Consider the following 23,491-nt stretch of genomic DNA (forward strand, 5'->3'; position numbering starts at 1 on the left):
ATTGTCCAATGGAAATCACTGAACAATGCGTGGTCGGCCTGACCTGGACACTGAAAGACACCTTGGGCGAAGTCCTGGACGTGCTCGACGACCCGGTGGAATTCCTGGTCGGCGGCGATGATCTCTTCGACGCCATCGAGGCCGCCCTGCTCGGCCACGAGCCCGGCGCCCGGGTCCAGTTGCAGCTCGAACCCGAACAGGCGTTCGGCGACTTCAACGACCAGTTGCTCTTTCTGGAGCCGCGCTCGCTGTTCCCGCCCGAGACCGAGGAAGGCATGACCTTCGACGGCGCGGCGCTGCCCAAGGGCGTGAACCCCGACATGCCCAGGGACGTGCTCTACACCGTGAGCGAGATCTATCCCGAGCATCTGGTGCTGGACGGCAACCATCCGCTGGCGGGCATCGCGATCCGGCTCGACATGACCGTGAAGTCGGTGCGCGAAGCCACCGAAGAAGAGATCGGCCGCGGCACCGCCGGCACCGGTTTCTTCAAGGTCCCGACCACCGCGCCGGGCAACGACCTGCTGCATTGAGCCGCGACACGGATGCAAAAAAGCCGGGCCCCTGCCCGGCTTTTTGCTTGGCGCGCGGCGCTCAGAAACGGGAGATCTGGCCGTTGTCGATACGCACGCGGTCGCCGATGCGCAGATCGCCCGGGCTGGGCACGTCGAAGGCGCGATAGCCGCCGTTGTCGGTCTGGATCGAGACGCGGTAGCTCTCGTGGACGCGCGGCCCGTTGCGGCTGCCTTCGATGCTGTTGCCGAGCAACGCACCGCCGACCACGCCGGCCACGGTGGCTGCGGTACGCCCGCTGCCCTTGCCGATCTGGTTGCCGAGCAGGCCGCCCACCAAGCCGCCGGCCACCGCACCGCCGCCACTGGTGCCGGTGCCCGCGGTTTCGCTGCGCAGAACCTCGATGTTCGCGACGCGGCCGTATTCGACATAGGGGCCCTGGGCCATCGGCTGCGCCGGCTGGTACGGATAGCTCGTGGTCTGGTAGACCGGTGCCGGCGCGACGCAGGCCGTCAGCGCGGCCAGTGCCAGGACGGAGGCGCCAGCGGAAACGAGGCGGACGGGGATCTTCATGGTGTTTTGCTCCTCAGCAACTGCGGCCGATGCCGGCCGGATGGGAATTCAACGCGGCCGAGGCACGCAGGATGACCTCGACACAGCTTGATACCTTCGATGGCGAATGGCCATCGCCGGTTCCGCTCTTTACGTGTGGGCATGCAAGGCGCGCCCCTGAAGGCGACAGCCTACAGATCCAGGCCCCGCGGCTTCAGTGCTTGCCGGTCGATCCGTAGCCGCCCTCGCCGCGTTCGCTGAGCGGGAACTCCGCCACGACCCGGAACTGCGCCTGCACCACCGGCACGATCACCAGTTGGGCCAGCCGCTCCATGGGCTGCAGCACGAAGGGCGTGTCGCTGCGGTTCCAGGCGCTGATCTTGAGCTCGCCCTGGTAGTCGCTGTCGATCAGGCCGACCAGGTTGCCCAGCACGATGCCGTGCTTGTGGCCCAGGCCGGAGCGCGGCAGGATCAGCGCCGCGAAGCCCGGATCGGCCAGATGGATCGCGATGCCCGTGCCCACCAGCTGCCAGGCATTGGGTTCCAGCGTGATGGGCGCGTCGAGGCAGGCCCGGAGGTCCAGCCCGGCACTGCCGGGCGTGGCGTAGGCAGGCAACTGGTCCTGCATGCGGGGATCGAGGATGCGAACGTCGACTTTCAATTCGTGTGACCTGTGCGTGTGATGAGAGAGGGCCGGTTCAACGCGAACCAGCGGTGGGAAGGCGGGCCGCGATCTCGGCCACCAGATCGCGCGCCAGCGTCAGCTTGGGGGCGCGCGGCAATTCGCGCACGCCGTGGGCGTCGACCAGCAGCAGGCTGTTGTCGTCCTGCCCGAAGGTGAGCGGACCGATGTTGCCGACCAGCAGCGGAATGCCCTTGCGTTGGCGCTTGGCCTTGGCATGGGCTTCCAGATTCTCGCTTTCGGCCGCGAAGCCGACGCAGAACAGCTGGCCGCCCTTGGCGCGCGCACCCTGGGCAACGGTCAGCAGGATGTCGTCGTTCTCGACGAAGTGCAGCACCGGCGGCTTGCCGCTGCCGTCCTTCTTGATCTTCTGCTCGCTGTGCGACGCCGGGCGCCAGTCGGCCACGGCCGCGGTGGCAACGAAGATCGAGGCCGCCTGCACGGCTTGCAGCGTCGCGTCGAGCATCTCGCGGGCCGACAGCACGTCGACGCGGCGCACGCCGCGCGGTGTCGGCAGGTGCACCGGACCAGCCACCAGCGTGACCTCGGCACCGGCATCGTGCGCGGCGCGGGCGATGGCGAAGCCCATCTTGCCGGATGAATGGTTGGTGATGCCGCGGATCGGATCGAGCGCCTCGAAGGTCGGCCCGGCGGTCACGACCACCTGCTGGCCGGCCAGCACCTTGGGCTGGAACTGGGCGATCACCTCCTCGAGCAGCTGCTGGGCCTCCAGCATGCGGCCGTCGCCGGTCTCGCCGCAGGCCTGCCAGCCGTTGCCCACGCCCAGCACGCGCGCACCGTCGGCGTCGACCTGGCGCAGGTTGCGCTGGGTCGCCGGATGGATCCACATCTCGCGGTTCATGGCCGGCGCGATCAGGAGCGGCACCCGCTCGGCCGGGCGCGCCAGGCACAGCAGGCTCAGCAGTTCGTCGGAGCGTCCCTGCACCAGCCGGGCAATGAAATCCGCGCTGGCGGGCGCCAGCAGGATCGCATCGGCCTCGCGGCTCAGGTTGATGTGCGGCATGTTGTTGGGCTCGCGCGCGTCCCACTGCGAGCCGTACACCGGCCGCCCCGACAACGCCTGCATGGTCACCGGCGTGATGAACTGCTCGGCCGCCTCGGTCATCACGACCTGCACCGTGGCGCCGGCCTTCACCAGCAGCCGGCACAGTTCGGCCGACTTGTAGCAGGCGATGCCCCCCGTGAGACCCAGGACGATGTGTTTGCCGTCAAGTTCTTGTTGCATCAAGGGAGTTTAAAGCGCCGGGGGTCGAGGCCAGGGGGCCGCCGCGCCGGGCCGCTCCCTAGCGGCCGGCCCACCCTCCGGTCGGGGGTGGGCGTCCCGGCACGAAGCGCGGCGCGCCATCGGGGGGCGAGCGATGCCCCCCACCTATAATCCCTATTTCCCACTTCCCGGATCTGCGTCCGGAACTGGCATGACCAAATTTGTCTTCGTCACCGGCGGTGTGGTGTCCTCCCTGGGCAAGGGAATCGCCTCCGCCTCGCTCGCCGCCCTCCTCGAATCGCGCGGCCTCAATGTCACCCTCATCAAGCTGGATCCGTACATCAACGTCGACCCCGGCACGATGTCGCCGTTCCAGCACGGCGAGGTGTTCGTCACCGATGACGGCGCCGAGACCGACCTCGACCTGGGCCACTACGAGCGCTTCATCACGACGCGCATGCGCCGTGCCAACAATTTCACCACCGGCCAGATCTACAAGTCCGTGCTCGAGAAGGAGCGCCGTGGCGACTACCTGGGCAAGACGGTGCAGGTGATCCCGCACATCACGAACGAGATCCAGGAATACGTCAAGCGCGGCGCCGGCATCGACACCGCGCACGAGGTCGACGTCGCGATCGTCGAGATCGGCGGCACGGTCGGCGACATCGAGTCGCTGCCCTTCCTCGAGGCGGTGCGCCAGATGAGCCTGCGCATGGGCCCCAACAACTCGGCCTTCGTGCACCTGAGCTACGTGCCGTGGATCGCCGCGGCCGGCGAGCTCAAGACCAAGCCGACCCAGCACACCGCCAAGGAACTGCGCGCCATCGGCATCCAGGCCGACGCACTGCTGTGCCGCGCCGACCGGCCGATTCCGGACGACGAGCGCGCCAAGATCTCGCTGTTCTCGAACGTGCCCGAATGGGGCGTGATCTCGATGTGGGACGTCGACACCATCTACAAGGTGCCGCGCATGCTGCACGAGCAGGGCCTGGACGGCCTGATCTGCGACAAGCTGCGCATCAACACGCCGCCGGCCAAGCTCCAGCGCTGGGACGACCTGGTCTACGAGGTCGAGCATCCGCAAAAGGAAGTGTCGATCGCGATGGTCGGCAAGTACGTCGACCTGTCGGACAGCTACAAGTCGCTCAACGAGGCGCTGCGCCACGCCGGCATGAAGAACCATGCACGCGTGAAGATCGACTACATCGACTCCGAGACCATCACGCCGCAGGACGTGGCACGGCTCGGCAAGTACGACGGCGTCCTGGTGCCCGGCGGCTTCGGCCAGCGCGGCGTCGAGGGCAAGATCGCGGCCGCGCGCTTCGCCCGCGAGACCAAGGTGCCCTACCTCGGCATCTGCCTGGGCATGCAGGTCGCCACCATCGAATATGCCCGCAACGTGGCCGGCCTCAAGAACGCCAACAGCACCGAGTTCGACCCCGAGACCCCCTGCCCCGTGATCGCGCTGATCACCGAGTGGAAGGACAACGACGGCACGGTCAAGACCCGCGACGAGAAGTCCGACCTCGGCGGCACCATGCGCCTGGGCGCCCAGAGCTCCGACGTCGCGGCCGGCACGCTGGCCCACAGCATCTACGGCGACGTCGTGACCGAACGGCACCGCCATCGCTACGAAGCCAACGTCAACTACCTCGACGACCTGCGCCGCGCCGGCCTGGTGATCTCGGCGCTGACGCAGCGCGAGCACCTGACCGAGATCGTCGAATTGCCGCAGAACGTCCACCCGTGGTTCATGGGCGTGCAATTCCACCCCGAGTTCAAGTCCACGCCGTGGGGCGGTCATCCGTTGTTCAATGCATTCGTCAAGGCGGCGCTCGAACATCAGGGCGCGGACAAGAAGGCTCTCAAGGTGGTGGCATGAAACTCTGCGGATTCGACATCGGGCTGGACCAGCCGTTCTTCCTGATCGCGGGGCCCTGCGTCGTCGAGTCCGAGCAGTTGCAGATGGACACCGCCGGCACGCTCAAGGAGATCACCGCGTCGCTCGGCATCCCGTTCATCTTCAAGAGCAGCTTCGACAAGGCCAACCGGTCCTCGGGCACCAGCTTCCGCGGCCCGGGCCGCGACAAGGGCCTCGAGATCCTGGCCAAGGTCAAGCGCGAACTCGGCCTGCCGGTGCTCACCGACGTCCACACCGAAGAAGACATCACGGCCGCCGCCCAGGTGGTCGACGTGCTGCAGACGCCGGCCTTCCTGTGCCGCCAGACCGACTTCATCCGCGCCGTGGCGCAGTCGGGCAAGCCGGTCAACATCAAGAAGGGCCAGTTCCTCGCGCCGCACGACATGAAGAACGTGATCGACAAGGCGCGCGCGGCAGCGAGGGAGAAGGGCCTGCCCGAGGACAGCTTCATGGCCTGCGAGCGCGGCGCGAGCTTCGGCTACAACAACCTGGTCTCCGACATGCGCTCGCTCGCGATCATGCGCGAGACCGGCGCGCCCGTGGTCTTCGACGCCACGCATTCGGTGCAGTTGCCGGGCGGCCAGGGCACGAGCTCGGGCGGCCAGCGCGAGATGGTGCCGGTGCTGTCGCGCGCGGCGGTCGCGGTCGGCGTGGCGGGGCTGTTCATGGAAACCCATCCGGACCCGGCCAAGGCCTTGAGCGACGGTCCCAATGCCGTGCCGCTCAAGCACATGAAGGCGCTGCTCGAGACGCTGCTGGCGCTCGACCGCGTCACGAAGAAGAACGCATTCCTAGAGGACATTTTTCAGCAATGACCAGTGCCTACATCATCGCGAACGTCGAAGTGACGAATCCGACGCAATACGAGGACTACAAGAAGTGGTCCACCGAGGCCATGAAGGTGCATGGTGCCGAGGTCTGCGTGCGTGGCGGCAAGGTCGAGGTGCTCGAGGGCGACTGGAATCCCCAGCGCATCGTGCTGCTCAAGTTTCCGAGCGTCGAGGCGGCGAAGAAATTCAACGACTCGCCCGAATACGGCAAGGCGCGCGCGTCGCGCCAGGGGGCCGCGATCATGCGCATGATCGTGGTCGAAGGCATTTGACCAAGCTGCCCCCCAGGTTGGCTCACTTCATGTAGCCGCCCACCCCCTTTCAGGGGGCGATACCAGCAGCCCGGCAGAGCCGGTTCTGCGGTATCCCTGGAATGAGACTGTGCATTTTTTGATCGCTGAATGATTGGTTTTTTTCGGAGCAAGAGAACATGAGTGCAATCGTAGACATCGTCGGGCGCGAGATTCTCGACAGCCGCGGCAACCCCACCGTCGAATGCGACGTGCTGCTTGAATCGGGCACCATGGGCCGCGCCGCCGTGCCCTCGGGCGCATCGACCGGATCGCGCGAAGCCATCGAGCTGCGCGACGGCGACAAGAGCCGCTACCTGGGCAAGGGCGTGCTCAAGGCGGTCGAGAACATCAACACCGAAATCTCCGAGTCCGTGCTGGGCCTGGACGCCAGCGAGCAGGCCTTCCTCGACCGCACGCTGAACGACCTCGACGGCACCGAGAACAAGGCTCGCCTGGGCGCCAACGCAACCCTCGCCGTGTCGATGGCCGTGGCCCGCGCCGCGGCCGAGGAATCGGGCCTGCCGCTGTACCGCTACTTCGGCGGCATGGGCGGCATGCAGCTGCCGGTGCCGATGATGAACGTCATCAACGGCGGCGCGCACGCCAACAACAGCCTCGACCTGCAGGAGTTCATGATCATCCCCGTGGGCGCCAAGAGCTTCCGCGAATCGGTGCGCTATGGCGCCGAGGTGTTCCATGCACTGAAGAAGATCCTGGGCGACCGCGGCATCAGCACCGCGGTCGGCGACGAAGGCGGTTTCGCGCCCAGCGTCGAGAGCCACGAAGCGGCGATCCAGCTGATCCTCGAAGCCATCGACAAGGCCGGCTACGTGGCGGGCGAGCAGATCGCCCTGGGCCTCGACTGCGCGGCCAGCGAGTTCTACAAGGACGGCAAGTACGTGCTGGCCGGCGAGAACCTGAGCCTGAGCGCCGAGAGCTGGACCGACATGCTCGCGAGCTGGGTCGACAAGTACCCGATCATCAGCATCGAGGACGGCATGCACGAAGGCGACTGGGACGGCTGGAAGCACCTGACCGAACGCCTGGGCAAGCGCGTGCAGCTGGTGGGCGACGACCTGTTCGTCACCAACACCAAGATCCTGCAAGAGGGCATCGACCGCGGCATCGCCAATTCGATCCTGATCAAGATCAACCAGATCGGCACCCTGACCGAGACCTTCGCCGCGATCGAGATGGCCAAGCGCGCGGGATACACCGCCGTGATCAGCCACCGCTCGGGCGAGACCGAGGACAGCACCATCGCCGACATCGCGGTCGGCACCAACGCGGGCCAGATCAAGACCGGCTCGCTGTCGCGCTCGGACCGCATCGCCAAGTACAACCAGCTGCTGCGCATCGAGGAAGACCTCGGTGATGTCGCCAGCTACCCGGGCCGCGGCGCCTTCTACAACTTGCGCTGATCGTCCGGCGGATCCGGCGCCATGCGCTCACGCATCGTCCCGATCATCCTGGTCCTGCTGCTGCTGATTCTTCAATGGCAGCTCTGGACCGGGCGCGGCAGCGTGCGCGACGTGGCGCAGCTCCAGGAAAAGCTGGCCGACCAGAAGGAGGCCAACGCCAAGGCGGCGATCACCAACGAGCGCCTCACCTCCGAGGTCAACGATCTCAAGGAAGGGCTCGAGATGGTCGAGGAACGGGCCCGCCAGGAGCTCGGCATGGTCAAGCCCAACGAAGTGTTCGTCCAGATCACGCGCTGAAGGGCGGCTCGGCATGATGCCCGCCCTTCCCGCCGGCTGCACGATCGCGTTGCTCGGCGCCGAACGCACCGGAAAGACCGAACTGGCTCGCGCGCTCGCGGCACGCCTGCGGGGCCGCGGTGTGACGGTGGCCGACGGCACGCCGCTCGGCGCGGCCGTTTCGCACGAACTTCTCACCGGGGACCGCTCGCCCTATGCAGGGGCACTCGCGGCGCAGCGCCGATTCGCGTACACCCTGTTGATGGGCCTCGATCTTCCGTGGCCGGCCGAGCTCGGGCCGGCGTCTTCGCAACGGCGGGAGCGCACCGACGCCCTGCTGCGTGCGGCGCTCGCCGGCGCGCAACTCCCCTTCGCCGTGATCCACGGCCGTGGCAGCGAGCGCCTCGCCAATGCCTGCAACGCCATCGGCGCCGGGGATTGCGGCAGCGGCCCGGAGCTCGCACCCTGGAGCTGCGACAAGTGCTCCGACCCGGCGTGCGAACATCGGCTCTTCACCGCTCTCCTCGGCCGGCGCCGCGAAGCCGGCACCGTCGCATGACCCACGCCTGCCTGCGCATCGCCCTCTGCACCTCCGCCCTCTGGCTCTGCGCCAGCGCGACCGCCGCGCCCGCCACAGTCGTCGTCGAGAACAAGACCCGGCCGACCGCCTGTGCCGAGGAAGACAACGTGTCGCTGGCATTGAGCGGCCGCGGCATCGCGCGCTTTCGCGTCGAGGCGCTGCAGCCGCCCTACCTGGCCGGCATCGGGGCCGACACCACCGCGCCCGATTTCTCCAACTGCAACTTCGACGGCGGCGCCCATCCCACCGACCCGAGCTACGCCTTCAAGCCGCGCCGCGTGGTGCTGCATGACGGCCGACAATGGATGATCGTGGGCATCACGCTGCCCACCTTCTGGCGCCCTCACCGGGTGCCGGTGCGCGTCGGCCAGCGTTCGGAGGACGACATCCACCTGCTGCAGGTCTTCGCCAAGAAGCCCGGCGCCAAGCCGCTGGAGGCGATCGTGATGTACCCGGCCGACGGCTACTGGCGCCTCAAGCCGCTGCCCCTGGCCCGCTTCGGCGACGGCGTCTACGGCTCGTCCTTCCTGATGGGGCCGATCGAGACCGACGGGCGGCCGGTGGTGAACATCGCCTCGATCGAAGTCATGACCCAGCCGCTCGCCTTCCGCCTGCGCTTCGCCAGCGGCGGCCGGGCGGACGTGAAGGTCGCGGAGATCAGCGAGACCCGCACCGCGCTCGATGTGACCCTCGCGCCGCCGACCCGCCGCGACCAGCCCTTCGCGGTGCTGCGCTCGATGTACGTGACGGCCGACAACGCGGACGTCAGTGCGCTCAGCTGGCAGGCCACGCCCTCCTCGGCCATGCAAACGCAGGACCTGCCCTCGGTCTCCACCGTCGAAGCGGCGCAGGTCCGCTTCGGCCGCACCGTGCCGTCGCGCCACAACACGAGCGCGCCGGACATCCGCTTCAGCGGCTTCGAAACGGCAGGCTCCGGGCGCTAGGCCCGTCCGACCGGCGCTCAGAGCTTGTAGCCGAACTGGCGCAGCATCTTCTTGCGCGCCTCGACATCGGACTCGGTTTCGATGCCCTTGCTCTTGACGCCGTCGACAACGCCGAGAATCCCTCGCCCGCTCCCGGTGTCGGCCACCACGACCTCCACCGGGTTGGCAGTCGCGCAGTAGATGGCGCAAACCTCGGGCACCGCCTTGATGGCGTTCAGTATGTTGACCGGAAATCCATCGGCCATGAAGACAATGAAGCAATGGCCGCAGCTCAGCGCCAGTGCGTTCTTCTCGGCCAATGCGATGAGCTCCGCGTCGTTTCCGGTTCGACGGACCAGGGCGGGCCCGCTGGCCTCGCAGAACGCAATGCCGAACTTCATCTGAGGCACGGTCTGCACGATCGCCTCGTGCAGGTCCTCGATCGTCTTGATGAAATGCGACTGGCCGAGGATGAAGTTGAGGTCGGCCGGCTTGTCGATCGGGACGGTTGTCAGTTCCATCGCAGTCTCCTTGACGTTGCGGCCCCGTCGGGGTCTGGCAGGTCCGGCTCAATCCGGACTGCGCACATGCCCCTCGATCTCGTCGCGCGCATCCCCCAGCGTCAGGTACGCACGAATCAGCGCCACTCGAATGACATCCTGGTGAGTGGGTGCATCGAAGCTTCGATCGCTGCTCAGCGAGTTGGCGGATACGGCTGCGGCGACGAGTTGCACGGCTTGCGCAAAGCGTGCTTCGTCGATCCGGGATCTTTCGCTCATGGCATCCTCCGGTCAAAAGGGCATGTACAGCCCCGCATCGAGCCCGCGGCGCACCATGTCACTGCAGCTTGATGTCGCCATCGAACCTGACCTTGAGCGCCAGCTGCGGGATTTCCAGGGTCATGGTGGCGGCAAGTGTTTCGGCGACGACGCCGGCGGCGACGGCCTTCGCCACCGCCTGTTCGATGTCGCGCTGCGAGCTGACGCCGACCATCTTGAGGAACTTGCGAATACTGAGGTTGAGTATCTCGTCGTCCATCGGTGCCTCCTGATCTGCCTCGCTCATGTTGGCATCGACCGAGCGCTTCGGCAAGGCTGGAAACGCGCGGCACCGATCAGGACGCGACGCACGGGTACGTCTAGCCGAGCGGTGAAACCCCAGTCAGCCGAACGTGCGCCCAGAACAGGAAACCGACGTACACCACCAGGCCCCCGACGAGCGCAGCCACGTCGTTCAGCGCCCCCGGCGGGGCGCCCGGCACGCTGTGCGGCACGGCGCGGCGCTTGACGGAAATCCGGTCGGCCACGGCCCAGACGAGGAAGGCGCCGAACAGGAGCACATCGGCCAGCGTGCCATTGGCCAGCAGGTGCGCCGCCGCCCAGAGTTTCACGGCAAGCAGCATGGGGTGCTTGGCCGCCCGCTGTATGCGCCCGGGCAGGTAAGCCGCGAACAGCAGCGGGAACACCGGCAGCATCAGCAGCAGCGCGACGTGGCGCAGCGCGGGCGGTGGCGTGTAGAGGATCACCGGGGTCTGGCGGGCGACGCCATAGCCATGGACAAGCAAGATCAGTCCGGCGAGCGAGGCCAGGGCGTAGATGCCCTTCCAGACCCGTTCGCCACGCCGTTCCACCTGCGCATCGCGCCAGGCCGGCGCAACGATCGACACCGAATGAATGCCAAGGAAAAGGAGGAGGCCAGCGACAAGAAGAGACATGAGAGATTCTCCGGGCGGCGCTGCTGACCGCAGAGGGCGTCGAAAGATGGGCGGTCGAACCGAGCAGCACCCTGCGTGGCTGCTCCTGGCCCGCATTCTGTCCTACCGAAGTGTGGGTCGCCAGCCCTCCACCGGCTGGCGCACGCGCCTCAGGGTGGCGCCCCGCCCTACTGAACCACCGCGCTCCCGGGCATCTGGTCCCCCGGCGCGGTGAAGATCTGGGCCGCGTCGACCGCGTCGAAGCGGTACTGCTTGCCGCAGAAGTCGCAGCCGACCTCGATGTCGCCGCGCTCGGCGAGGATGCTCTCGGCCTCCTCCATGCCGAGCCCGCGGATCATGTTGGCAACCCGGTTTCGGCCGCAGGTGCACGCGAAATGCGGCCCCAGCAGGCCGGACTGCGGCTCGAAGCGCAGCAGCTTCTCTTCCCAGAACAGGCGCCGCAGGATGGTGTCGACGTCGAGCGTCAGCAATTCGTCCTTGGTCAGGCTCGAGGCCAGGATCGAGATGCGGTTGTAGTCCTCGTTGCGGCCGATCTGGTCTTCGTTGGCCTGGTCGTGGTCGCTGCCGGAAGTGCCCTCGAGGTTGGCCTCGCCCTTGACCGGCAGGCGCTGGATCAGCAGCCCGGCGGCCACCTTGTCGTCGGCCGCCAGCACCAGCGTGGTGTCGAGCTGCTCGCTTTGCAGCATGTAGTGCTGCAGCACCTCGCTCAGGCGCCCGAGCTTCTCGCCGCGGTCGCCGAACAATGGCACCACGCCTTGGTAGGGCTGCTGGCCCGGCAGCTTGTCCTTGGGGTCGAGCGTGATCGCGCAGCGGCCCTTGTTCGTGACGTTGACCATCTCGGGCAGGCGCGCGTCGGCCGGCAGCTCGCCCACCACCTTGGCGGTGGCGCGCAGGCTCAGGTCGGGCTTGGCCTCGGCAACCGCGATCTTGACCGGCCCGTCACCGAAGATCTGCAGGATCAGCGCGCCATTGAACTTGATGTTGGCCTGCATCAGCGTGGCGGCGGCCGTCATCTCGCCCAGCAGCTCGGCCACCGGCGCCGGATAGGCGCCCGTGGCGGTGTTGGACGCGCGCCGCGCCAGGATCTCCTGCCAGGCGTCGGTCAGGCGCACGATCATGCCGCGCACCGGCATGCCGTCGAACAGGAACTTGTGCAACTCGCTCAATGGAAACTCGCTCTCCCGCCCTTTCAGGCGATCTTCTTGAGGCCCTTCGCGAAGCGACGGCCGTTTTCAACATAGTGCTCGGCGCTCTGCCGCAGCCTGGCGGCGGCCGCATCGTCGAGCGTGCGCACCACCTTGGCGGGCGAGCCGATGATCAGCGAGTTGTCCGGAAACTCCTTGCCCTCGGTCACGACGCTGCCGGCGCCAACGATCGAATTGCGGCCGATCCTGGCGTTATTCAAGACCACCGCCTGGATCCCGATCAGCGAGTTGTCGCCGATGGTGCAGCCATGCAGCATCACCTGGTGGCCGACCGTCACGTTCTCGCCGAGGGTCAGCGGGCAGCCGATGTCGGCATGCAGCACCGACAGGTCCTGCACATTGCTGTTGCGGCCGATGGTGAGGCTCTCGGTGTCGCCGCGCAGYACGGCGCCGAACCAGATGCTCGCGTTCTCGCCCAGGATGACGTTGCCCATGACCTGCGCACTGTCGGCGACCCAGGCGCCGTCGGCGAGTTGCGGCGCCACGCCGTCGAGTTCATAGAGGGCCATCGCGTGTGTCTCCAGAAGAACAAAAACTAGAATTGTAGGGATGCATCCCCGCCTTGGCGCCCTGGCCGCGCTGCGCCTCACCGACCCCGACCTGAAGGTGGCCGCGACCCGGGCCCTGGTCGCCGGCCTCGGGCCGGGGTCGATCGAAGGCAAGCCGATGCGCGTCGCCGGCGACGATGCCGGCGTCCCCGGCCGCCCCGAACGCCCGCTGCGCGTGTCGGCGACCGCGGTCGGGAAACGCTCGCCCTTCACGGCCGAAGGCCGCGCGGCGCTGATCCATTCGATCTGCCACATCGAGTTCAATGCGATCAACCTGGCGCTCGACGCCGCCTGGCGCTACGACGGCATGCCCGAGGCCTACTACCGCGACTGGCTGCGCGTGGCCGACGAGGAGGCGCAGCATTTCATGCTGCTGCACGCGCACCTGCGCGCCATGGGCCATGCCTACGGCGACTTCAGCGGCCACGACGGCCTCTGGTCGATGTGCGAGAAGACCCGGGACGACGTGGTCGCCCGCATGGCGCTGGTGCCGCGCACGCTCGAGGCGCGCGGGCTGGACGCGACGCCGCTGATCCAGGCCAAGCTGCGCCGGGTCGGCACGCCCGATGCACTGGCGGCCTGCGCCATCCTCGACATCATCCTGCGCGACGAGGTCGGCCACGTGGCGATCGGCAACCGCTGGTACCGCTGGCTGTGCGAGCGCGACGGCCTCGATCCGATCGCCCACTATCGCGTGCTGTACCGCCGGCACGAGGCGCCCCGCCTGCGCGCGCCCTTCAACCTCGAGGCCCGGGCCCTGGCCGGGTTCACCGACGAGGAACTGCTGGGCCTGCAGCAGAGTTGAGCGCGGCTACGAAGGCCGCTTCGACACCACCAGCTTCGGCGAGAAGCGCTGCAGCACGTCGCCGTGCTGGTTCAGTGTTTCGCAGCGCATCTGCACCATGCCGCGCTCGGGCCGCGAGCGCGATGGCGTCACCTCGACCACCTCGCTCTCGACGTGCAGCACGTCGCCCGGCCGGGTCGGCTTCGGCCAGCTGAGTTCGCCACCCGAGCCGATGATGCCGTCGGCCAGCGGAATGCCGCTCTCGACCAGCAGCTTCATCGTGATCGCCGCCGTGTGCCAGCCACTGGCCGCGAGACCCTGGAAGAAAGTGCGCTGCGCCGCCTCCGGGTCGAGGTGGAAGGGCTGGGGATCGAAGCGGGTCGCGAAGTCGATGATCTGCGCGGCATCGAGGGCATGCTCGCCGCTCGTGAAGCGATCGCCGGGCGCGAGGTCTTCGAGGTACAGCTTGGGCTTCGAGGGGCTGGATTCGGGCATGGGGATTTCCGCTGTCGTTGGGTTCGACATTGTCAGACCCGCTCGAGGATCGTCGCAATGCCCTGCCCGCCGCCGATGCACTGGGTCGCCAGCGCGTAGCGCCCGTTCTCGCGCACCAGCAGCGAGGCCGCCTTGCCGGTGATGCGGGCGCCCGTGGCGCCCAGCGGGTGGCCGATCGCGAGGCCGCCGCCGTCGAGGTTGACCTTGTCCGGATCGAGCCCCAGATCCCGGATGCAGGCCAGCGCCTGCGACGAGAAGGCCTCGTTGATCTCGACCACGTCGAGGTCGGCCGCCGCGAGGCCGGCGCGCGCCAGCGCCTTGCGCGTGGCCGGGACCGGCCCGATGCCCATCACGGCCGGATCGACGCCCACCGAGGCGAAGGACTTGATGCGTGCCAGTGCCTGCAGGCCGTGGCGGGCGGCAAAGGTGTCGCTCGTGACCAGCACCACGGCGGCGCCGTCCGTCAGCGGCGAGGAGGTGCCCGCGGTCACGACGCCATCGGGCCGGAACGCGGGCCGCAGCGCGGCCAGCGCTTCGGCCGAGGTCGCCGGGCGGATGCAGCCATCGGCCGCGACGCTGTCGCCGCCGGGCAGCGCGATGGCGACGATCTCGTCGGCCAGCCGCCCCCGCTCGCGCGCTTCGGCGGCCTTGCGGTGCGATTGCACCGCCAGCGCCTCCTGGTCGGTTCGGCTCACGTTCCAGCGTTCGGCGACGTTCTCGGCGGTCTCGCCCATCGAGATGTAGGCGTCGGTGTCGGCCAGCAATTCGGGGTTGGGCGAAAAGTTGAAGCCGCCCTGCGGCACCATCGTCATCGACTCCACGCCGACGCAGAGGAAGGCCTCGCCCATCCCGGCTTCGATCTGCGCGGCCGCGATGTGGATCGCCTGCATCGACGAGCCGCAGAAGCGGTTGACCGTCATGCCGCCGACCTCGTGCGGCAGCCCGGCCAGCAGGCCGACGATCCGTGCCAGGTTGTTGCCCTGGGCCGCCTCGGGGTAGGCGCAGCCCAGGATCACGTCCTCGATCAGCGCAGGATCGAGATCGGTGCGCTGCAGCAGGCCGCCGACCACCTGCGCGGCCAGCGCATCGGGCCGGATGCCGGCCAGGGCGCCCTTTTTCGCGAAATGGAATGGGGAGCGGGCATATCCCGTGATGACGGCTTTCATGGATTTTCTCCGGTTGACTACCAACCAATCGGTAGTTTCATCTTGCCAAAAGAGGGCACGCCAAGGCGTGCCCAGGGGAATCTCTGTCGCTCAACTCGCGAGCGAATGCTTCAGCTGCTCGATGGCCTCGTCGAAGTCCTCGACCTGCCCGGTCATGCGCGCCGACAGCAGGGCACCCTGGCAAGCGGCGAACACGTAGCTGGCGCAAGCGCCGACCCTGCCGCCCGGCGACAAGGCGCCGAGCACGCCGGTCAGCCAGAGGATCTGTGCGTTGCGCAGATCGCGCACGGCCCGCCTGAGCTCCTCGTCGATGCAGTCCCAGCCCGGTGCCATCGCGCCTGCCGGGCAGACGCCCTCGCCCGCGTGCAAGCCGTTGCGGTACATCCGGAAATAGGCATCGAGCGAGGCTTGCGGCGTGCGCGGCTTCGCGATGGTCCAGTCCTTGAAGGCCTGCGCCGCCGCGCGCAGCACCTCGACGCCGAGCGCCTCCTTGGTCGCGAAGTGGTGGTACAGGCTCGCCTTGCGGATGCCGACCCGGTCCGCGACGTCCTGGAAACTGAAGCCGAGGTAGGAGCGGGTCTGGATCAGTTCCCGCGCCACGCCCAGGATCTGCTCGCGCGTGGTGGCGCCGGCCAAGGTGTTCGCAGCAATCATCTACCTACTATATGGTAGGTGGTCCGAATGGTCAAGCCACGCAGGCGTTTCAGTCAGCCCTGATTCCAGCGGCTTTCACGATGCGGGCATTGTTCTCGTATTCCGCCGCGATCTCGTTGGCGAAGGCTTCCGCGCGGCCACCGGTGGGCACGTTGTCGGTCGCCAGCAGCTTGGCGCGCAGGTCGGGGCTGGCCAGCGCCTTGTTGATCTCGACGTTGTACTTTTCGATCAGGATGGCCGGCGTGCCCGCGGGCGCAAAGACGCCGAACTGCGAGGACAGGTTGGCCGCGGGGTAGCCCAATTCGGCCAGCGTGGCGACCTTCGGCAGGTTCTCCAGCCGCGCCGGCGCGCCGACCGCGAGCGGCCGCAGCTTGCCGGCCTGGATCTGTGCCGAGACGGTCGGCCCGGCATTGGTCGACAGCACCTCGAACTGGCCGCCGATCGCATCGCTGAGCTGCTGGGCGCCGCCCTTGTAAGGAATGTGCGTGATGTCGACCTTGGCGGCCGCGCGCAGCTGCTCGAGCACGATGTGGCCGAGCGAGGCCTGGCCGGAGGTGGCCCAGCGCACCGCGCCGGGACGCGCCCGGGCGTCTTCGAGCAGGCTGCGCAGGTCGCGCGTGCCGGTCGCCGGCGTCGCCATCAGCAGCACCGGCGAGTACATGACGCTGGCCACCGGCGCGATGTCCTTGATCGGATCGAAGGGCGAGCGGCCCAGGTGCGGGTTCAGCACCAGCGGACTGATGGCCGAGAAGCCCAGGGTGGCGCCGTCGGGCGCCGCCTTGGCGACCGCATCCATGCCGATCGTGCCGCTGGCGCCGGCCTTGTTCTCGACCACCAGCGTGCTGCCGAGCTGCGCGGCCAACTTGTCGGCCAGCGCCCGCGCCACCACGTCGCTGACGCCGCCCGAGGGATAGGCGACCACCAGCCGGATGGTCTTGGGCACCGCCTGCGCCGATGCCGCGGCGCTGAAGAAGACCAGGCCCAGCGCGGCGGCCAGGGCACATGGACGAACGGTCGAGAGCATCGATGCGACTCCTGCAATAAATGGTCAATGCCAACATTCTGCCGACTGGGCAAGGCTCGCCCCCCGGCCGCGCGCAGCGCGACTGTTCGTGGGCGGTCGCGGAACCGGCTTCGCCGGGCCGCCGACTGCGCCCCCGGCAGGGGGTGGGCGCCCGGACACGAAGTGCCGGGCAACCTGGGGGCGAGCCAAACTATCCTCGAGGGTGGTGCTTCGCGTGTATCTGCTTCAAGCGCTCGCGCGCCACGTGCGTGTAGATCGTGGTGGTCGAGATGTCGGCATGGCCCAGCAGCAGCTGCACCGCGCGCAGGTCGGCGCCATGGTTGAGCAGGTGGGTGGCGAAGGCATGGCGCAGCGTGTGGGGCGACAGCGGCGCGTGGATGCCGGCGGCCAGCGCGTTCTTCTTGACGATGATCCAGAACATCACGCGCGTCATGCCCGCCCCGCGCGCGGTGACGAACAGGTCCGGCGTCTGCTGGCCGTCGAGGATCGAGGGCCGCGCATCGTGCAGATAGCGCTCGATCCAGCGCCGCGCCTCGCCGCCGAAGGGCACCAGCCGCTCCTTGCTGCCCTTGCCCAGCACGCGGATGACGCCATCGTTGAGGCTCATCTCGAACACCTTGAGCGCGACCAGCTCGCTGACCCGCAGCCCGCTGGCATACATCAGCTCGAGCATCGCGCGGTCGCGCAGGCCCAGCGGCGTGTCGACGTCGGGCGCGGCCAGCAGGTCGTCGACCTGCTTCTCGGACAGGGTCTTGATCGCGCGCGGCATCTGCCGGGCCGGCGCCAGCCTGAGGCTCGGGTCGGCGGCGATGCGATGCTCGCGCAGGGCCCAGCGGTAATAGCGCTTGAACACGGTGAGCCGGCGATTGGCCGAGGTCGCCTTGCCCTTTTCGGTCAGGCGTGCGCCCATGTAGGCCTGCAGGTCGTTTTCGAGCGCGGCATCGAGCGGCTTGCCGCGCTGCACCCGCAGCCACTGGGCGAACAGCGCGAGATCGCGGCGGTAGGCCGCCAGCGTGTTCTTCGACAGGCCGTCCTCGAGCCACAGCGCATCGACGAAGTCGTCGATCTCGGGGGTATCAGAGAGCGTATCGGCGGCAGTTGTCATGCACCGCAAGATAACAAATAGGCCGGCGCAGCCAGGCCCGCTCGTGAAACACCGCGGAACCGGCTCCGCCGGGCCGCTGGTGTTGCCCCCGGTAGGGGGTGGGCGCCCGGACACGAAGTGCCGGGCAACCTGGGGGCGAGCTAGTCCAGCGAGAGCTTCTGCTTCGCAACCACCTGCTTGTAGACCTCGTACTCGGCCTTGATCTGGGCCGCGAACTGCTCGGGCGTGTTGGCCACGATCAGCGAGCCGGTGTCCTCGATGCGCTTGCGCACCGCCGGGTCCTCGACCGACTTCTTGACGCCGGCGTTGACCTTGTCGACCACTTCCTTCGGCAGGCCCTTGGGCCCCAGGATGCCGTAGTAAGCCATGCGGTTGACCGGCTCCAGGCCGACTTCCTTGAAGGTCGGCACATTCGGCAGCGCAGCCAGGCGCTGCGGCGCGGACACCACGATCGGCACCAGCTTGCCGGTCTGGATGAAGGGCAGCGCCGACGGGATGTTGTCGAACATGATCGCCACCTGCCCGGCCACCACGTCGTTGAGCGCCGGCCCGGCGCCGCGGTACGGAATGTGGGTCACGTAGGTGTTGGTCAGGTTCTTGTACAGCTCCATCAGCAGGTGGCCGATGCCGCCCGTGCCCGACGAGGCATACGAATACTTGCCCGGGTTCTTCTTGAGTTCGGCCACGAACTCGGCGTAATTCTTGGCCGGGAAGCTCGGGTGCACCGCAATGATGTTCGGCGTCGCCGCGATGTTCACGATCGGCGTGAAGTCGTTGATCGGGTCGTAGGGCACCTTCGGATTGATGGCCGGATTGGCGGCCGTGCTCGACACCGTCGCGACGCCGAGCTTGTAGCCGTCGGGCGCGGCGCGCGCGGTTTCGGCGGCCCCCACGATGCCGCCGCCGCCGGCCTTGTTGATCACGATCACGCTCTGCCCGAGCGCCTTGCCCAGCGGCTCCGAAATGACGCGCGCCACGATGTCCGTGGTGCCGCCGGGGGCAAAGGGCACCTGGAGTTCGATCGGCTTGTTCGGGTAGCCCTGCGCCCAGCTGGAACCTGCGACTGCGAACAGCGCGGCCGCACCGACCACCGCACTCCATTGACGACGTTGCATTGATAGCCTCCTCGGGCCAAGAAACGAAAGTGCGGATGCTAACGGGTGGCCCCGGCCGATGCCACGTGGATAACCCATGGTCGAGGCGGATATCCTCGAAGCGGTGAACTATGCCCAGCTCCTCTTCCCCGACTTCTCCCTCATCGCCTGCGGCTGGCTGCTGTGCCGCTACACGCCCCTCGACCGCCGCGTCTGGGACCAGGTCGAGAGCCTGGTGTACTACTTTCTATTTCCGGTGCTGCTGTTCCACTCGATCGTGCGCAGTCCGCTCGACTTCGGCGCCACCTCGAACCTGCTGACGGCCGGTGTCGGCGTCGGCCTCTGCGGCATCGCGCTGGCCTATGCCCTGCCCTTCCTGCCGGGCATCGGAGAGCACATCGACCGCCGCGACCACGCGGCCAGCGCGCAGATCGCATTTCGCTTCAATTCCTTCATCTGCCTGGCACTGGCCGACCGGATCGCTGGCCCCGAGGGGCTCTTGATGATCGCGGTGCTGATCGGGGTCTGCGTGCCGCTGTTCAACATCGCGGCGGTCTGGCCGATGGCCAGGCATGCGCAGACCGGGCTGGCGCGCCAGCTGCTGCGCAACCCGCTGATCATCGCGACGGTCAGCGGCCTCGTTGCCAACCTGCTCGGCCTGGGTGTGCCGGGCTGGATCGAACCGACGCTCACGCGCATCGGCGCGGCCTCGCTGGCGCTGGGGCTGATGGCGGCCGGCGCCGGCATGCAGTTCGCCACCATCGCGCGCGGCAAGGTGCTGGCCGTCTCGGTGCTCACGATCCGGCACCTGCTGCTGCCGCTGATCGGATGGGGGCTCGCCGTGGTGCTGCGGCTGCATCCGGCCCAGGCCGCGGTGCTGCTGACCTTCTCGGCCGTGCCGACCGCGTCGAGCGCCTATGTGCTGGCGGCGCGCATGGGCTACAACGGCCCCTACGTCGCCGGGCTGGTGACGCTGTCGACGCTGCTCGGCGTGGCCAGCCTGCCCTTTGCGCTGGCGCTCATCCGCTAGCCGGGCTCAACCCGCTACCATGCGGCGATGCGCTCCCCTCTCCTGGCTGCCATCGCCGTCACCTCGACATTGACGGTGTGCGCGCAGGCGCAGGAATACACCCACTACCACGGTGCCTGGAGCGGCCCCTTCCTGTTCTACTTCGCCCAGCCGGACACCGGTGCCGAGGGCCCGCCGGCGGTGTTCACGGGCACCTTGCAGATCGAGCTCGATGGCGCGGTGTACGGCGCGGTGCCCGAGGCGACCTGCACGCTGGCCGGTTCGAGCATGGACTACATCACGCCGGCCAACGCCTCGATCGACCTGGTGGCGAGCGGCTGCCGGGATACGCGCTTCAATGGCCACTTCGTCGGCAAGCTGATCAACAACCCACCGCTGAAGTACGCCTCGATCCGCCTCAGTTCGATGCGCTCGCTCGACGCCGGCACGGCGCAGATCTCGGCCATCATCCGGCACTGAACGCCAGCGCCCATTCGACATGCTCGCGCACCAGCGCGCTCGGGTCGGCGCGGCGAGTGGCCAGTGCCTCTCGCGCGCCCGGCTCCCCGGCGCGCAGCGCATTGCCCAGCGCCACCGCCACGTTGCGCAGCCAGCGCTCGTGCCCGATGCGGCGGATCGGACTGCCTTCGGTGAAGCGCAGGAAATCCTCTTCGCTCCAGGCGAACAGCTCGCCGAGCTGGCGGCCCGTGAGCCCGTCGCGGGCATCGAAATCGGGCAGTGCGCTCTTCTTGGCGAACTTGTTCCAAGGGCAGACGAGCTGGCAGTCGTCGCAGCCGTAGATGCGGTTGCCGATCAGGGGGCGCAGCTCGAGCGGGATCGCTCCGGCATGCTCGATCGTCAGGTAGGAGATGCAGCGCCGCGCGTCGAGGCGATGCGGCGCGACGATCGCGCGTGTCGGGCAGATGTCGATGCAGGCGCTGCAGCTGCCGCAGTGCGGCGTGACCGGCTCGCTCGGCGGCAGCGCCATGTCGACGTAGATCTCGCCGAGGAAGAACATCGAGCCGGCCTCGCGATCGAGCACCAGCGTGTGCTTGCCGCGCCAGCCCTGCCCGCTGCGCGAGGCCAGTTCGGCCTCGAGCACCGGCGCCGAATCGGTGAAGGCGCGGTGGCCGAAAGGCCCGACCTCGGCGGCGATGCGCTCGGCCAGCCTGGCCAGCCGCGAGCGCAGCACCTTGTGGTAGTCGCGGCCGCGGGCATAGAGCGAGACGATGCCTTCGCCGGGCCGCTCGAGCCGCGCGAACTCCACGGCCTGCCAGTCGTCCGGCGTGGCGCGCGGCAGGTAGTCCATGCGCGCCGTGATCACCGACACCGTGCCCGGCACCAGCTCGGCCGGCCTCGCGCGACGGGTGCCATGCGCGGCCATGTAGTGCATCTCGCCGTGGAAGCCTTCGGCCAGCCATTGCATCAGTCCGGGCTCGGCGCTCGACAGATCGACGCCCGCGACGCCGATTTGGGAGAATCCGAGCTCCCGGGCCAAGGCCTGAATCCTGTTGACGAGTTGATGGCTGCCGATCACCTTCCGATTGTAGAAACGCACAGCGCCACCCAGGTCTGGCGAACCGAGGACGACACCGACGTCCTGGCGCAGGCGCTGGCGCGCTCGCCCGCACTGCGCGATGCCTTCATCTCGCTGCAGGGCGACCTGGGCGCCGGCAAGACCACCTTCGTGCGCCACCTGCTGCGCGCGCTCGGCATCGCCGGGCGCATCAAGAGCCCGACCTACGCGGTGGTCGAGCCGCACGAGGCGCCCGACGGGCTGGCGATCTTCCATTTCGACTTCTACCGCTTCAGCGACCCGCGCGAATGGGAGGACGCCGGTTTCCGTGACATCTTCGCGGGCCCGGGCGTCAAGCTGGCCGAATGGCCCGAAAACGCGGCCGGGCGCATTCCGCTTGCGGACCTCGCTATTAAAATCGAAGCGATGACCGACGACACCCGCACCGTGACGCTGCGCGCCCACACCGAGCGAGGCACGCGCCTGCTCGCAGCCATTGCATGAAGGCGAGCGGACTGAAGCGGCGCGTGCTGCTGCAGGGCGGCAGCGTGGCGCTGCTGCTGGGCCTGCACGAGATCGCCCGCGGCGCCACCATCATGGCAGTGCGGGTATGGCCCGCAGCCGACTACACCCGCGTCACCATCGAATCCGACGGCCGGCTCAGTTCGCAGCAGCTGGTGGTGGGCAGCCCGCCGCGGCTGGCGGTCGACATCACCGGCATCGAGCTCAACCCGGCGCTGCGCGAGCTGGTCGGCAAGATCAAGCCCGACGACCCCTTCATCAACGGCCTGCGCGTCGGCCAGTTCGCGCCCGGCGTGGTGCGCATCGTGTTCGACCTCAAGCAGGCCGTGGCGCCGCAGGTGTTCTCGCTGGCGCCGGTGGCGGCCTACCGCGACCGGCTGGTGCTGGACCTGTATCCGCAGCAGGCCATCGACCCGCTCGAGGCGCTGATCGCCGAGCGGCTGCGCGACGCGCCCAAGACGCCGGGCCGCGACACCGCCGCCGCGCCCGAGCCCGCCGTCGACCCGCTGGGCGACCTGATGGCGCAGCAATCGGCGCGGCCGACGCCGCCCGTGTCGGTCACGCAGGCCAACCGCCCATCGGCCCCGGTCGGCCCGCTGCCGATGCCGATGCCGCCGGTGGCCAGCGCTCCGCCGCCCGCCCCTGCGACAGCCAACCGCGGCGCCACCGCGAGCCAGACCGACCGCATCATCATCGTCGCGCTCGATCCGGGCCACGGTGGCGAAGACCCGGGGGCGATCGGCTCCAACGGCACGCGCGAGAAGGACATCGTCCTGCAGATCGCGCACCGGCTGCGCACCCGCATCAATGCCAGCAGCGTCAACGGCAACCCGATGCGCGCCTACCTGACGCGCGACGCCGACTTCTTCGTGCCGCTGGGCGTGCGCGTGCAGAAGGCGCGGCGGGTGCAGGCCGACCTGTTCGTGAGCATCCATGCCGACGCCTTCACCACGCCCGAGGCCCGCGGCGCCAGCGTCTTCGCGCTGAGCCAGGGCGGCGCCTCGAGCAGTGCCGCGCGCTGGCTCGCCAACAAGGAGAACCAGGCCGACAAGGTCGGCGGCGTCAACGTGGGCAACCACGAAGTGCAGGTGCAGCGCGCGCTGCTCGACATGAGCACCACGGCGCAGATCAACGACAGCCTCAAGCTCGGCGGCGCGATGCTCGGCGAGATCCGCGGCATCGGCGCGCGGCTGCACAAGCCGAAGGTCGAGCAGGCCGGCTTCGCGGTGCTCAAGGCGCCCGACATCCCGAGCGTGCTGGTCGAGACCGCCTTCATCAGCAACCCCGAGGAAGAGGCCAAGCTGCGCAGCACGGCCTATCAGGAAGACCTGGCGGATGCGCTGATGCGAGGCATCCAGAGCTACTTCGCGCAGAACCCGCCGCTGGCGCGCAGCCGGCAGCTGTAGGTTCGCGTGGTGCGCCTGGGTGGACTGCCCCCT

General features: G+C 68.4%; 29 protein-coding genes. 13 read left to right on the top strand and 16 right to left on the bottom strand.

The window, feature by feature from the left end:
• The first annotated feature begins 8 nt into the window (after positions 1-8).
• Positions 9-533, top strand: a complete 525-nt coding sequence (locus tag AB4Z46_RS00200) for an FKBP-type peptidyl-prolyl cis-trans isomerase (RefSeq protein ID WP_442281453.1) — start codon at positions 9-11, stop codon at positions 531-533.
• Positions 534-594: 61 nt separating this feature from the next.
• Here AB4Z46_RS00200 and AB4Z46_RS00205 read toward each other — a convergent pair whose 3' ends face one another.
• The 3 genes from AB4Z46_RS00205 to coaBC all read right to left on the bottom strand — a co-directional run bounded on the left by AB4Z46_RS00205 (position 595) and on the right by coaBC (position 2,993).
• Positions 595-1,086, bottom strand: coding sequence for a glycine zipper 2TM domain-containing protein (locus AB4Z46_RS00205; protein ID WP_442281454.1), 492 nt, complete (start codon positions 1,084-1,086; stop codon positions 595-597).
• A 193-nt stretch (positions 1,087-1,279) separates the two neighbouring features.
• Entirely contained in the window at positions 1,280-1,726 is a 447-nt protein-coding gene (gene dut, locus AB4Z46_RS00210) for a dUTP diphosphatase (RefSeq protein WP_442281455.1), read from the bottom strand.
• 37 nt (positions 1,727-1,763) lie between these two features.
• A complete protein-coding gene (coaBC, locus tag AB4Z46_RS00215; RefSeq protein ID WP_442281456.1) occupies positions 1,764-2,993 on the bottom strand; it encodes a bifunctional phosphopantothenoylcysteine decarboxylase/phosphopantothenate--cysteine ligase CoaBC in 1,230 nt (409 codons plus the stop codon).
• A 190-nt stretch (positions 2,994-3,183) separates the two neighbouring features.
• Between coaBC and AB4Z46_RS00220 the strand changes: the two genes are divergently transcribed.
• The 7 genes from AB4Z46_RS00220 to AB4Z46_RS00250 all read left to right on the top strand — a co-directional run bounded on the left by AB4Z46_RS00220 (position 3,184) and on the right by AB4Z46_RS00250 (position 9,237).
• Positions 3,184-4,854, top strand: a complete 1,671-nt coding sequence (locus AB4Z46_RS00220) for a CTP synthase (RefSeq protein ID WP_442281457.1) — start codon at positions 3,184-3,186, stop codon at positions 4,852-4,854.
• Positions 4,851-5,708 (top strand): 3-deoxy-8-phosphooctulonate synthase, encoded by an 858-nt coding sequence (kdsA, locus tag AB4Z46_RS00225; protein ID WP_442281458.1) that lies wholly within the window; start codon positions 4,851-4,853, stop codon positions 5,706-5,708. The genes AB4Z46_RS00220 and kdsA overlap by 4 nt, the downstream gene beginning before the upstream one ends.
• Positions 5,705-5,995 carry a DUF1330 domain-containing protein gene (locus AB4Z46_RS00230; RefSeq protein WP_442281459.1) on the top strand — a complete coding sequence of 97 codons (291 nt, stop codon included), beginning with the start codon at positions 5,705-5,707 and terminating at the stop codon, positions 5,993-5,995. The genes kdsA and AB4Z46_RS00230 overlap by 4 nt, the downstream gene beginning before the upstream one ends.
• A 158-nt stretch (positions 5,996-6,153) precedes the next feature.
• Positions 6,154-7,437, top strand: coding sequence for a phosphopyruvate hydratase (eno, locus tag AB4Z46_RS00235; RefSeq protein ID WP_442281460.1), 1,284 nt, complete (start codon positions 6,154-6,156; stop codon positions 7,435-7,437).
• A 21-nt stretch (positions 7,438-7,458) separates the two neighbouring features.
• The gene (gene ftsB / locus AB4Z46_RS00240; RefSeq protein ID WP_442281461.1) at positions 7,459-7,734 is read left to right on the top strand and encodes a cell division protein FtsB; all 276 of its coding nucleotides are present in this window, start codon (positions 7,459-7,461) and stop codon (positions 7,732-7,734) included.
• A gap of 13 nt (positions 7,735-7,747) precedes the next feature.
• Positions 7,748-8,272, top strand: a complete 525-nt coding sequence (locus AB4Z46_RS00245) for an ATPase (protein ID WP_442281462.1) — start codon at positions 7,748-7,750, stop codon at positions 8,270-8,272.
• Positions 8,269-9,237 carry a hypothetical protein gene (locus tag AB4Z46_RS00250; protein ID WP_442281463.1) on the top strand — a complete coding sequence of 323 codons (969 nt, stop codon included), beginning with the start codon at positions 8,269-8,271 and terminating at the stop codon, positions 9,235-9,237. Before AB4Z46_RS00245 ends, AB4Z46_RS00250 begins: the two co-directional genes overlap by 4 nt.
• Positions 9,238-9,254: 17 nt before the next feature.
• On the opposite strand, the gene AB4Z46_RS00255 is transcribed toward AB4Z46_RS00250, so the two are convergent.
• From AB4Z46_RS00255 to AB4Z46_RS00280, 6 genes are all read right to left on the bottom strand, one after another.
• Complete coding sequence (locus AB4Z46_RS00255) at positions 9,255-9,737, bottom strand: adenosine-specific kinase (protein WP_442281464.1); 483 nt, start codon at positions 9,735-9,737, stop codon at positions 9,255-9,257.
• A gap of 48 nt (positions 9,738-9,785) precedes the next feature.
• The gene (locus AB4Z46_RS00260) at positions 9,786-9,995 is read right to left on the bottom strand and encodes a hypothetical protein (protein WP_442281465.1); all 210 of its coding nucleotides are present in this window, start codon (positions 9,993-9,995) and stop codon (positions 9,786-9,788) included.
• 58 nt (positions 9,996-10,053) lie between these two features.
• The gene (locus tag AB4Z46_RS00265) at positions 10,054-10,308 is read right to left on the bottom strand and encodes a DUF6494 family protein (protein ID WP_442281466.1); all 255 of its coding nucleotides are present in this window, start codon (positions 10,306-10,308) and stop codon (positions 10,054-10,056) included.
• Between the two features lie 46 nt (positions 10,309-10,354).
• Positions 10,355-10,930: an NnrU family protein gene (locus tag AB4Z46_RS00270; RefSeq protein WP_442281467.1), complete on the bottom strand. Its 576-nt coding sequence runs from the start codon at positions 10,928-10,930 to the stop codon at positions 10,355-10,357.
• Positions 10,931-11,097: 167 nt separating this feature from the next.
• A complete protein-coding gene (gene hslO / locus AB4Z46_RS00275; RefSeq protein WP_442281468.1) occupies positions 11,098-12,096 on the bottom strand; it encodes an Hsp33 family molecular chaperone HslO in 999 nt (332 codons plus the stop codon).
• 23 nt (positions 12,097-12,119) lie between these two features.
• Positions 12,120-12,644, bottom strand: a complete 525-nt coding sequence (locus tag AB4Z46_RS00280; protein WP_442281469.1) for a gamma carbonic anhydrase family protein — start codon at positions 12,642-12,644, stop codon at positions 12,120-12,122.
• Positions 12,645-12,684: 40 nt separating this feature from the next.
• Between AB4Z46_RS00280 and AB4Z46_RS00285 the strand changes: the two genes are divergently transcribed.
• Complete coding sequence (locus tag AB4Z46_RS00285) at positions 12,685-13,488, top strand: ferritin-like domain-containing protein (RefSeq protein ID WP_442281470.1); 804 nt, start codon at positions 12,685-12,687, stop codon at positions 13,486-13,488.
• Positions 13,489-13,494: 6 nt separating this feature from the next.
• On the opposite strand, the gene AB4Z46_RS00290 is transcribed toward AB4Z46_RS00285, so the two are convergent.
• The 6 genes from AB4Z46_RS00290 to AB4Z46_RS00315 form a co-directional block, all read right to left on the bottom strand.
• Positions 13,495-13,962 carry a MaoC family dehydratase gene (locus AB4Z46_RS00290; protein WP_442281471.1) on the bottom strand — a complete coding sequence of 156 codons (468 nt, stop codon included), beginning with the start codon at positions 13,960-13,962 and terminating at the stop codon, positions 13,495-13,497.
• A 32-nt stretch (positions 13,963-13,994) separates the two neighbouring features.
• A complete protein-coding gene (locus tag AB4Z46_RS00295) occupies positions 13,995-15,128 on the bottom strand; it encodes a thiolase family protein (RefSeq protein ID WP_442281472.1) in 1,134 nt (377 codons plus the stop codon).
• A gap of 90 nt (positions 15,129-15,218) precedes the next feature.
• Positions 15,219-15,782 carry a TetR/AcrR family transcriptional regulator gene (locus tag AB4Z46_RS00300; RefSeq protein ID WP_442281473.1) on the bottom strand — a complete coding sequence of 188 codons (564 nt, stop codon included), beginning with the start codon at positions 15,780-15,782 and terminating at the stop codon, positions 15,219-15,221.
• Between the two features lie 49 nt (positions 15,783-15,831).
• Positions 15,832-16,806 carry a Bug family tripartite tricarboxylate transporter substrate binding protein gene (locus AB4Z46_RS00305; protein WP_442281474.1) on the bottom strand — a complete coding sequence of 325 codons (975 nt, stop codon included), beginning with the start codon at positions 16,804-16,806 and terminating at the stop codon, positions 15,832-15,834.
• A gap of 190 nt (positions 16,807-16,996) precedes the next feature.
• On the bottom strand, positions 16,997-17,911 hold the full coding sequence (xerD, locus tag AB4Z46_RS00310) for a site-specific tyrosine recombinase XerD (RefSeq protein WP_442281475.1): 915 nt from the start codon (positions 17,909-17,911) through the stop codon (positions 16,997-16,999).
• Between the two features lie 140 nt (positions 17,912-18,051).
• On the bottom strand, positions 18,052-19,026 hold the full coding sequence (locus AB4Z46_RS00315; protein ID WP_442281476.1) for a tripartite tricarboxylate transporter substrate binding protein BugE: 975 nt from the start codon (positions 19,024-19,026) through the stop codon (positions 18,052-18,054).
• A gap of 76 nt (positions 19,027-19,102) precedes the next feature.
• Between AB4Z46_RS00315 and AB4Z46_RS00320 the strand changes: the two genes are divergently transcribed.
• Complete coding sequence (locus tag AB4Z46_RS00320; RefSeq protein WP_442281477.1) at positions 19,103-20,035, top strand: AEC family transporter; 933 nt, start codon at positions 19,103-19,105, stop codon at positions 20,033-20,035.
• Between the two features lie 27 nt (positions 20,036-20,062).
• Positions 20,063-20,494: a hypothetical protein gene (locus AB4Z46_RS00325; protein WP_442281478.1), complete on the top strand. Its 432-nt coding sequence runs from the start codon at positions 20,063-20,065 to the stop codon at positions 20,492-20,494.
• Here the strand turns inward: AB4Z46_RS00325 and queG are convergent.
• On the bottom strand, positions 20,481-21,551 hold the full coding sequence (queG, locus tag AB4Z46_RS00330; RefSeq protein ID WP_442281479.1) for a tRNA epoxyqueuosine(34) reductase QueG: 1,071 nt from the start codon (positions 21,549-21,551) through the stop codon (positions 20,481-20,483). The genes AB4Z46_RS00325 and queG overlap by 14 nt on opposite strands.
• Between queG and tsaE the strand changes: the two genes are divergently transcribed.
• Together tsaE and AB4Z46_RS00340 are read left to right on the top strand one after the other, a co-directional pair.
• Entirely contained in the window at positions 21,537-22,034 is a 498-nt protein-coding gene (gene tsaE / locus AB4Z46_RS00335; RefSeq protein ID WP_442281480.1) for a tRNA (adenosine(37)-N6)-threonylcarbamoyltransferase complex ATPase subunit type 1 TsaE, read from the top strand. The two genes, queG and tsaE, sit on opposite strands and share 15 nt — an antisense overlap.
• Complete coding sequence (locus tag AB4Z46_RS00340; RefSeq protein ID WP_442281481.1) at positions 22,031-23,458, top strand: N-acetylmuramoyl-L-alanine amidase; 1,428 nt, start codon at positions 22,031-22,033, stop codon at positions 23,456-23,458. The genes tsaE and AB4Z46_RS00340 overlap by 4 nt, the downstream gene beginning before the upstream one ends.
• Positions 23,459-23,491 lie beyond the last annotated feature (33 nt).

It is taken from the genome of Variovorax sp. M-6 (assembly GCF_052114385.1).
In the GTDB taxonomy this organism is placed as follows: Bacteria; Pseudomonadota; Gammaproteobacteria; order Burkholderiales; family Burkholderiaceae_C; genus Variovorax.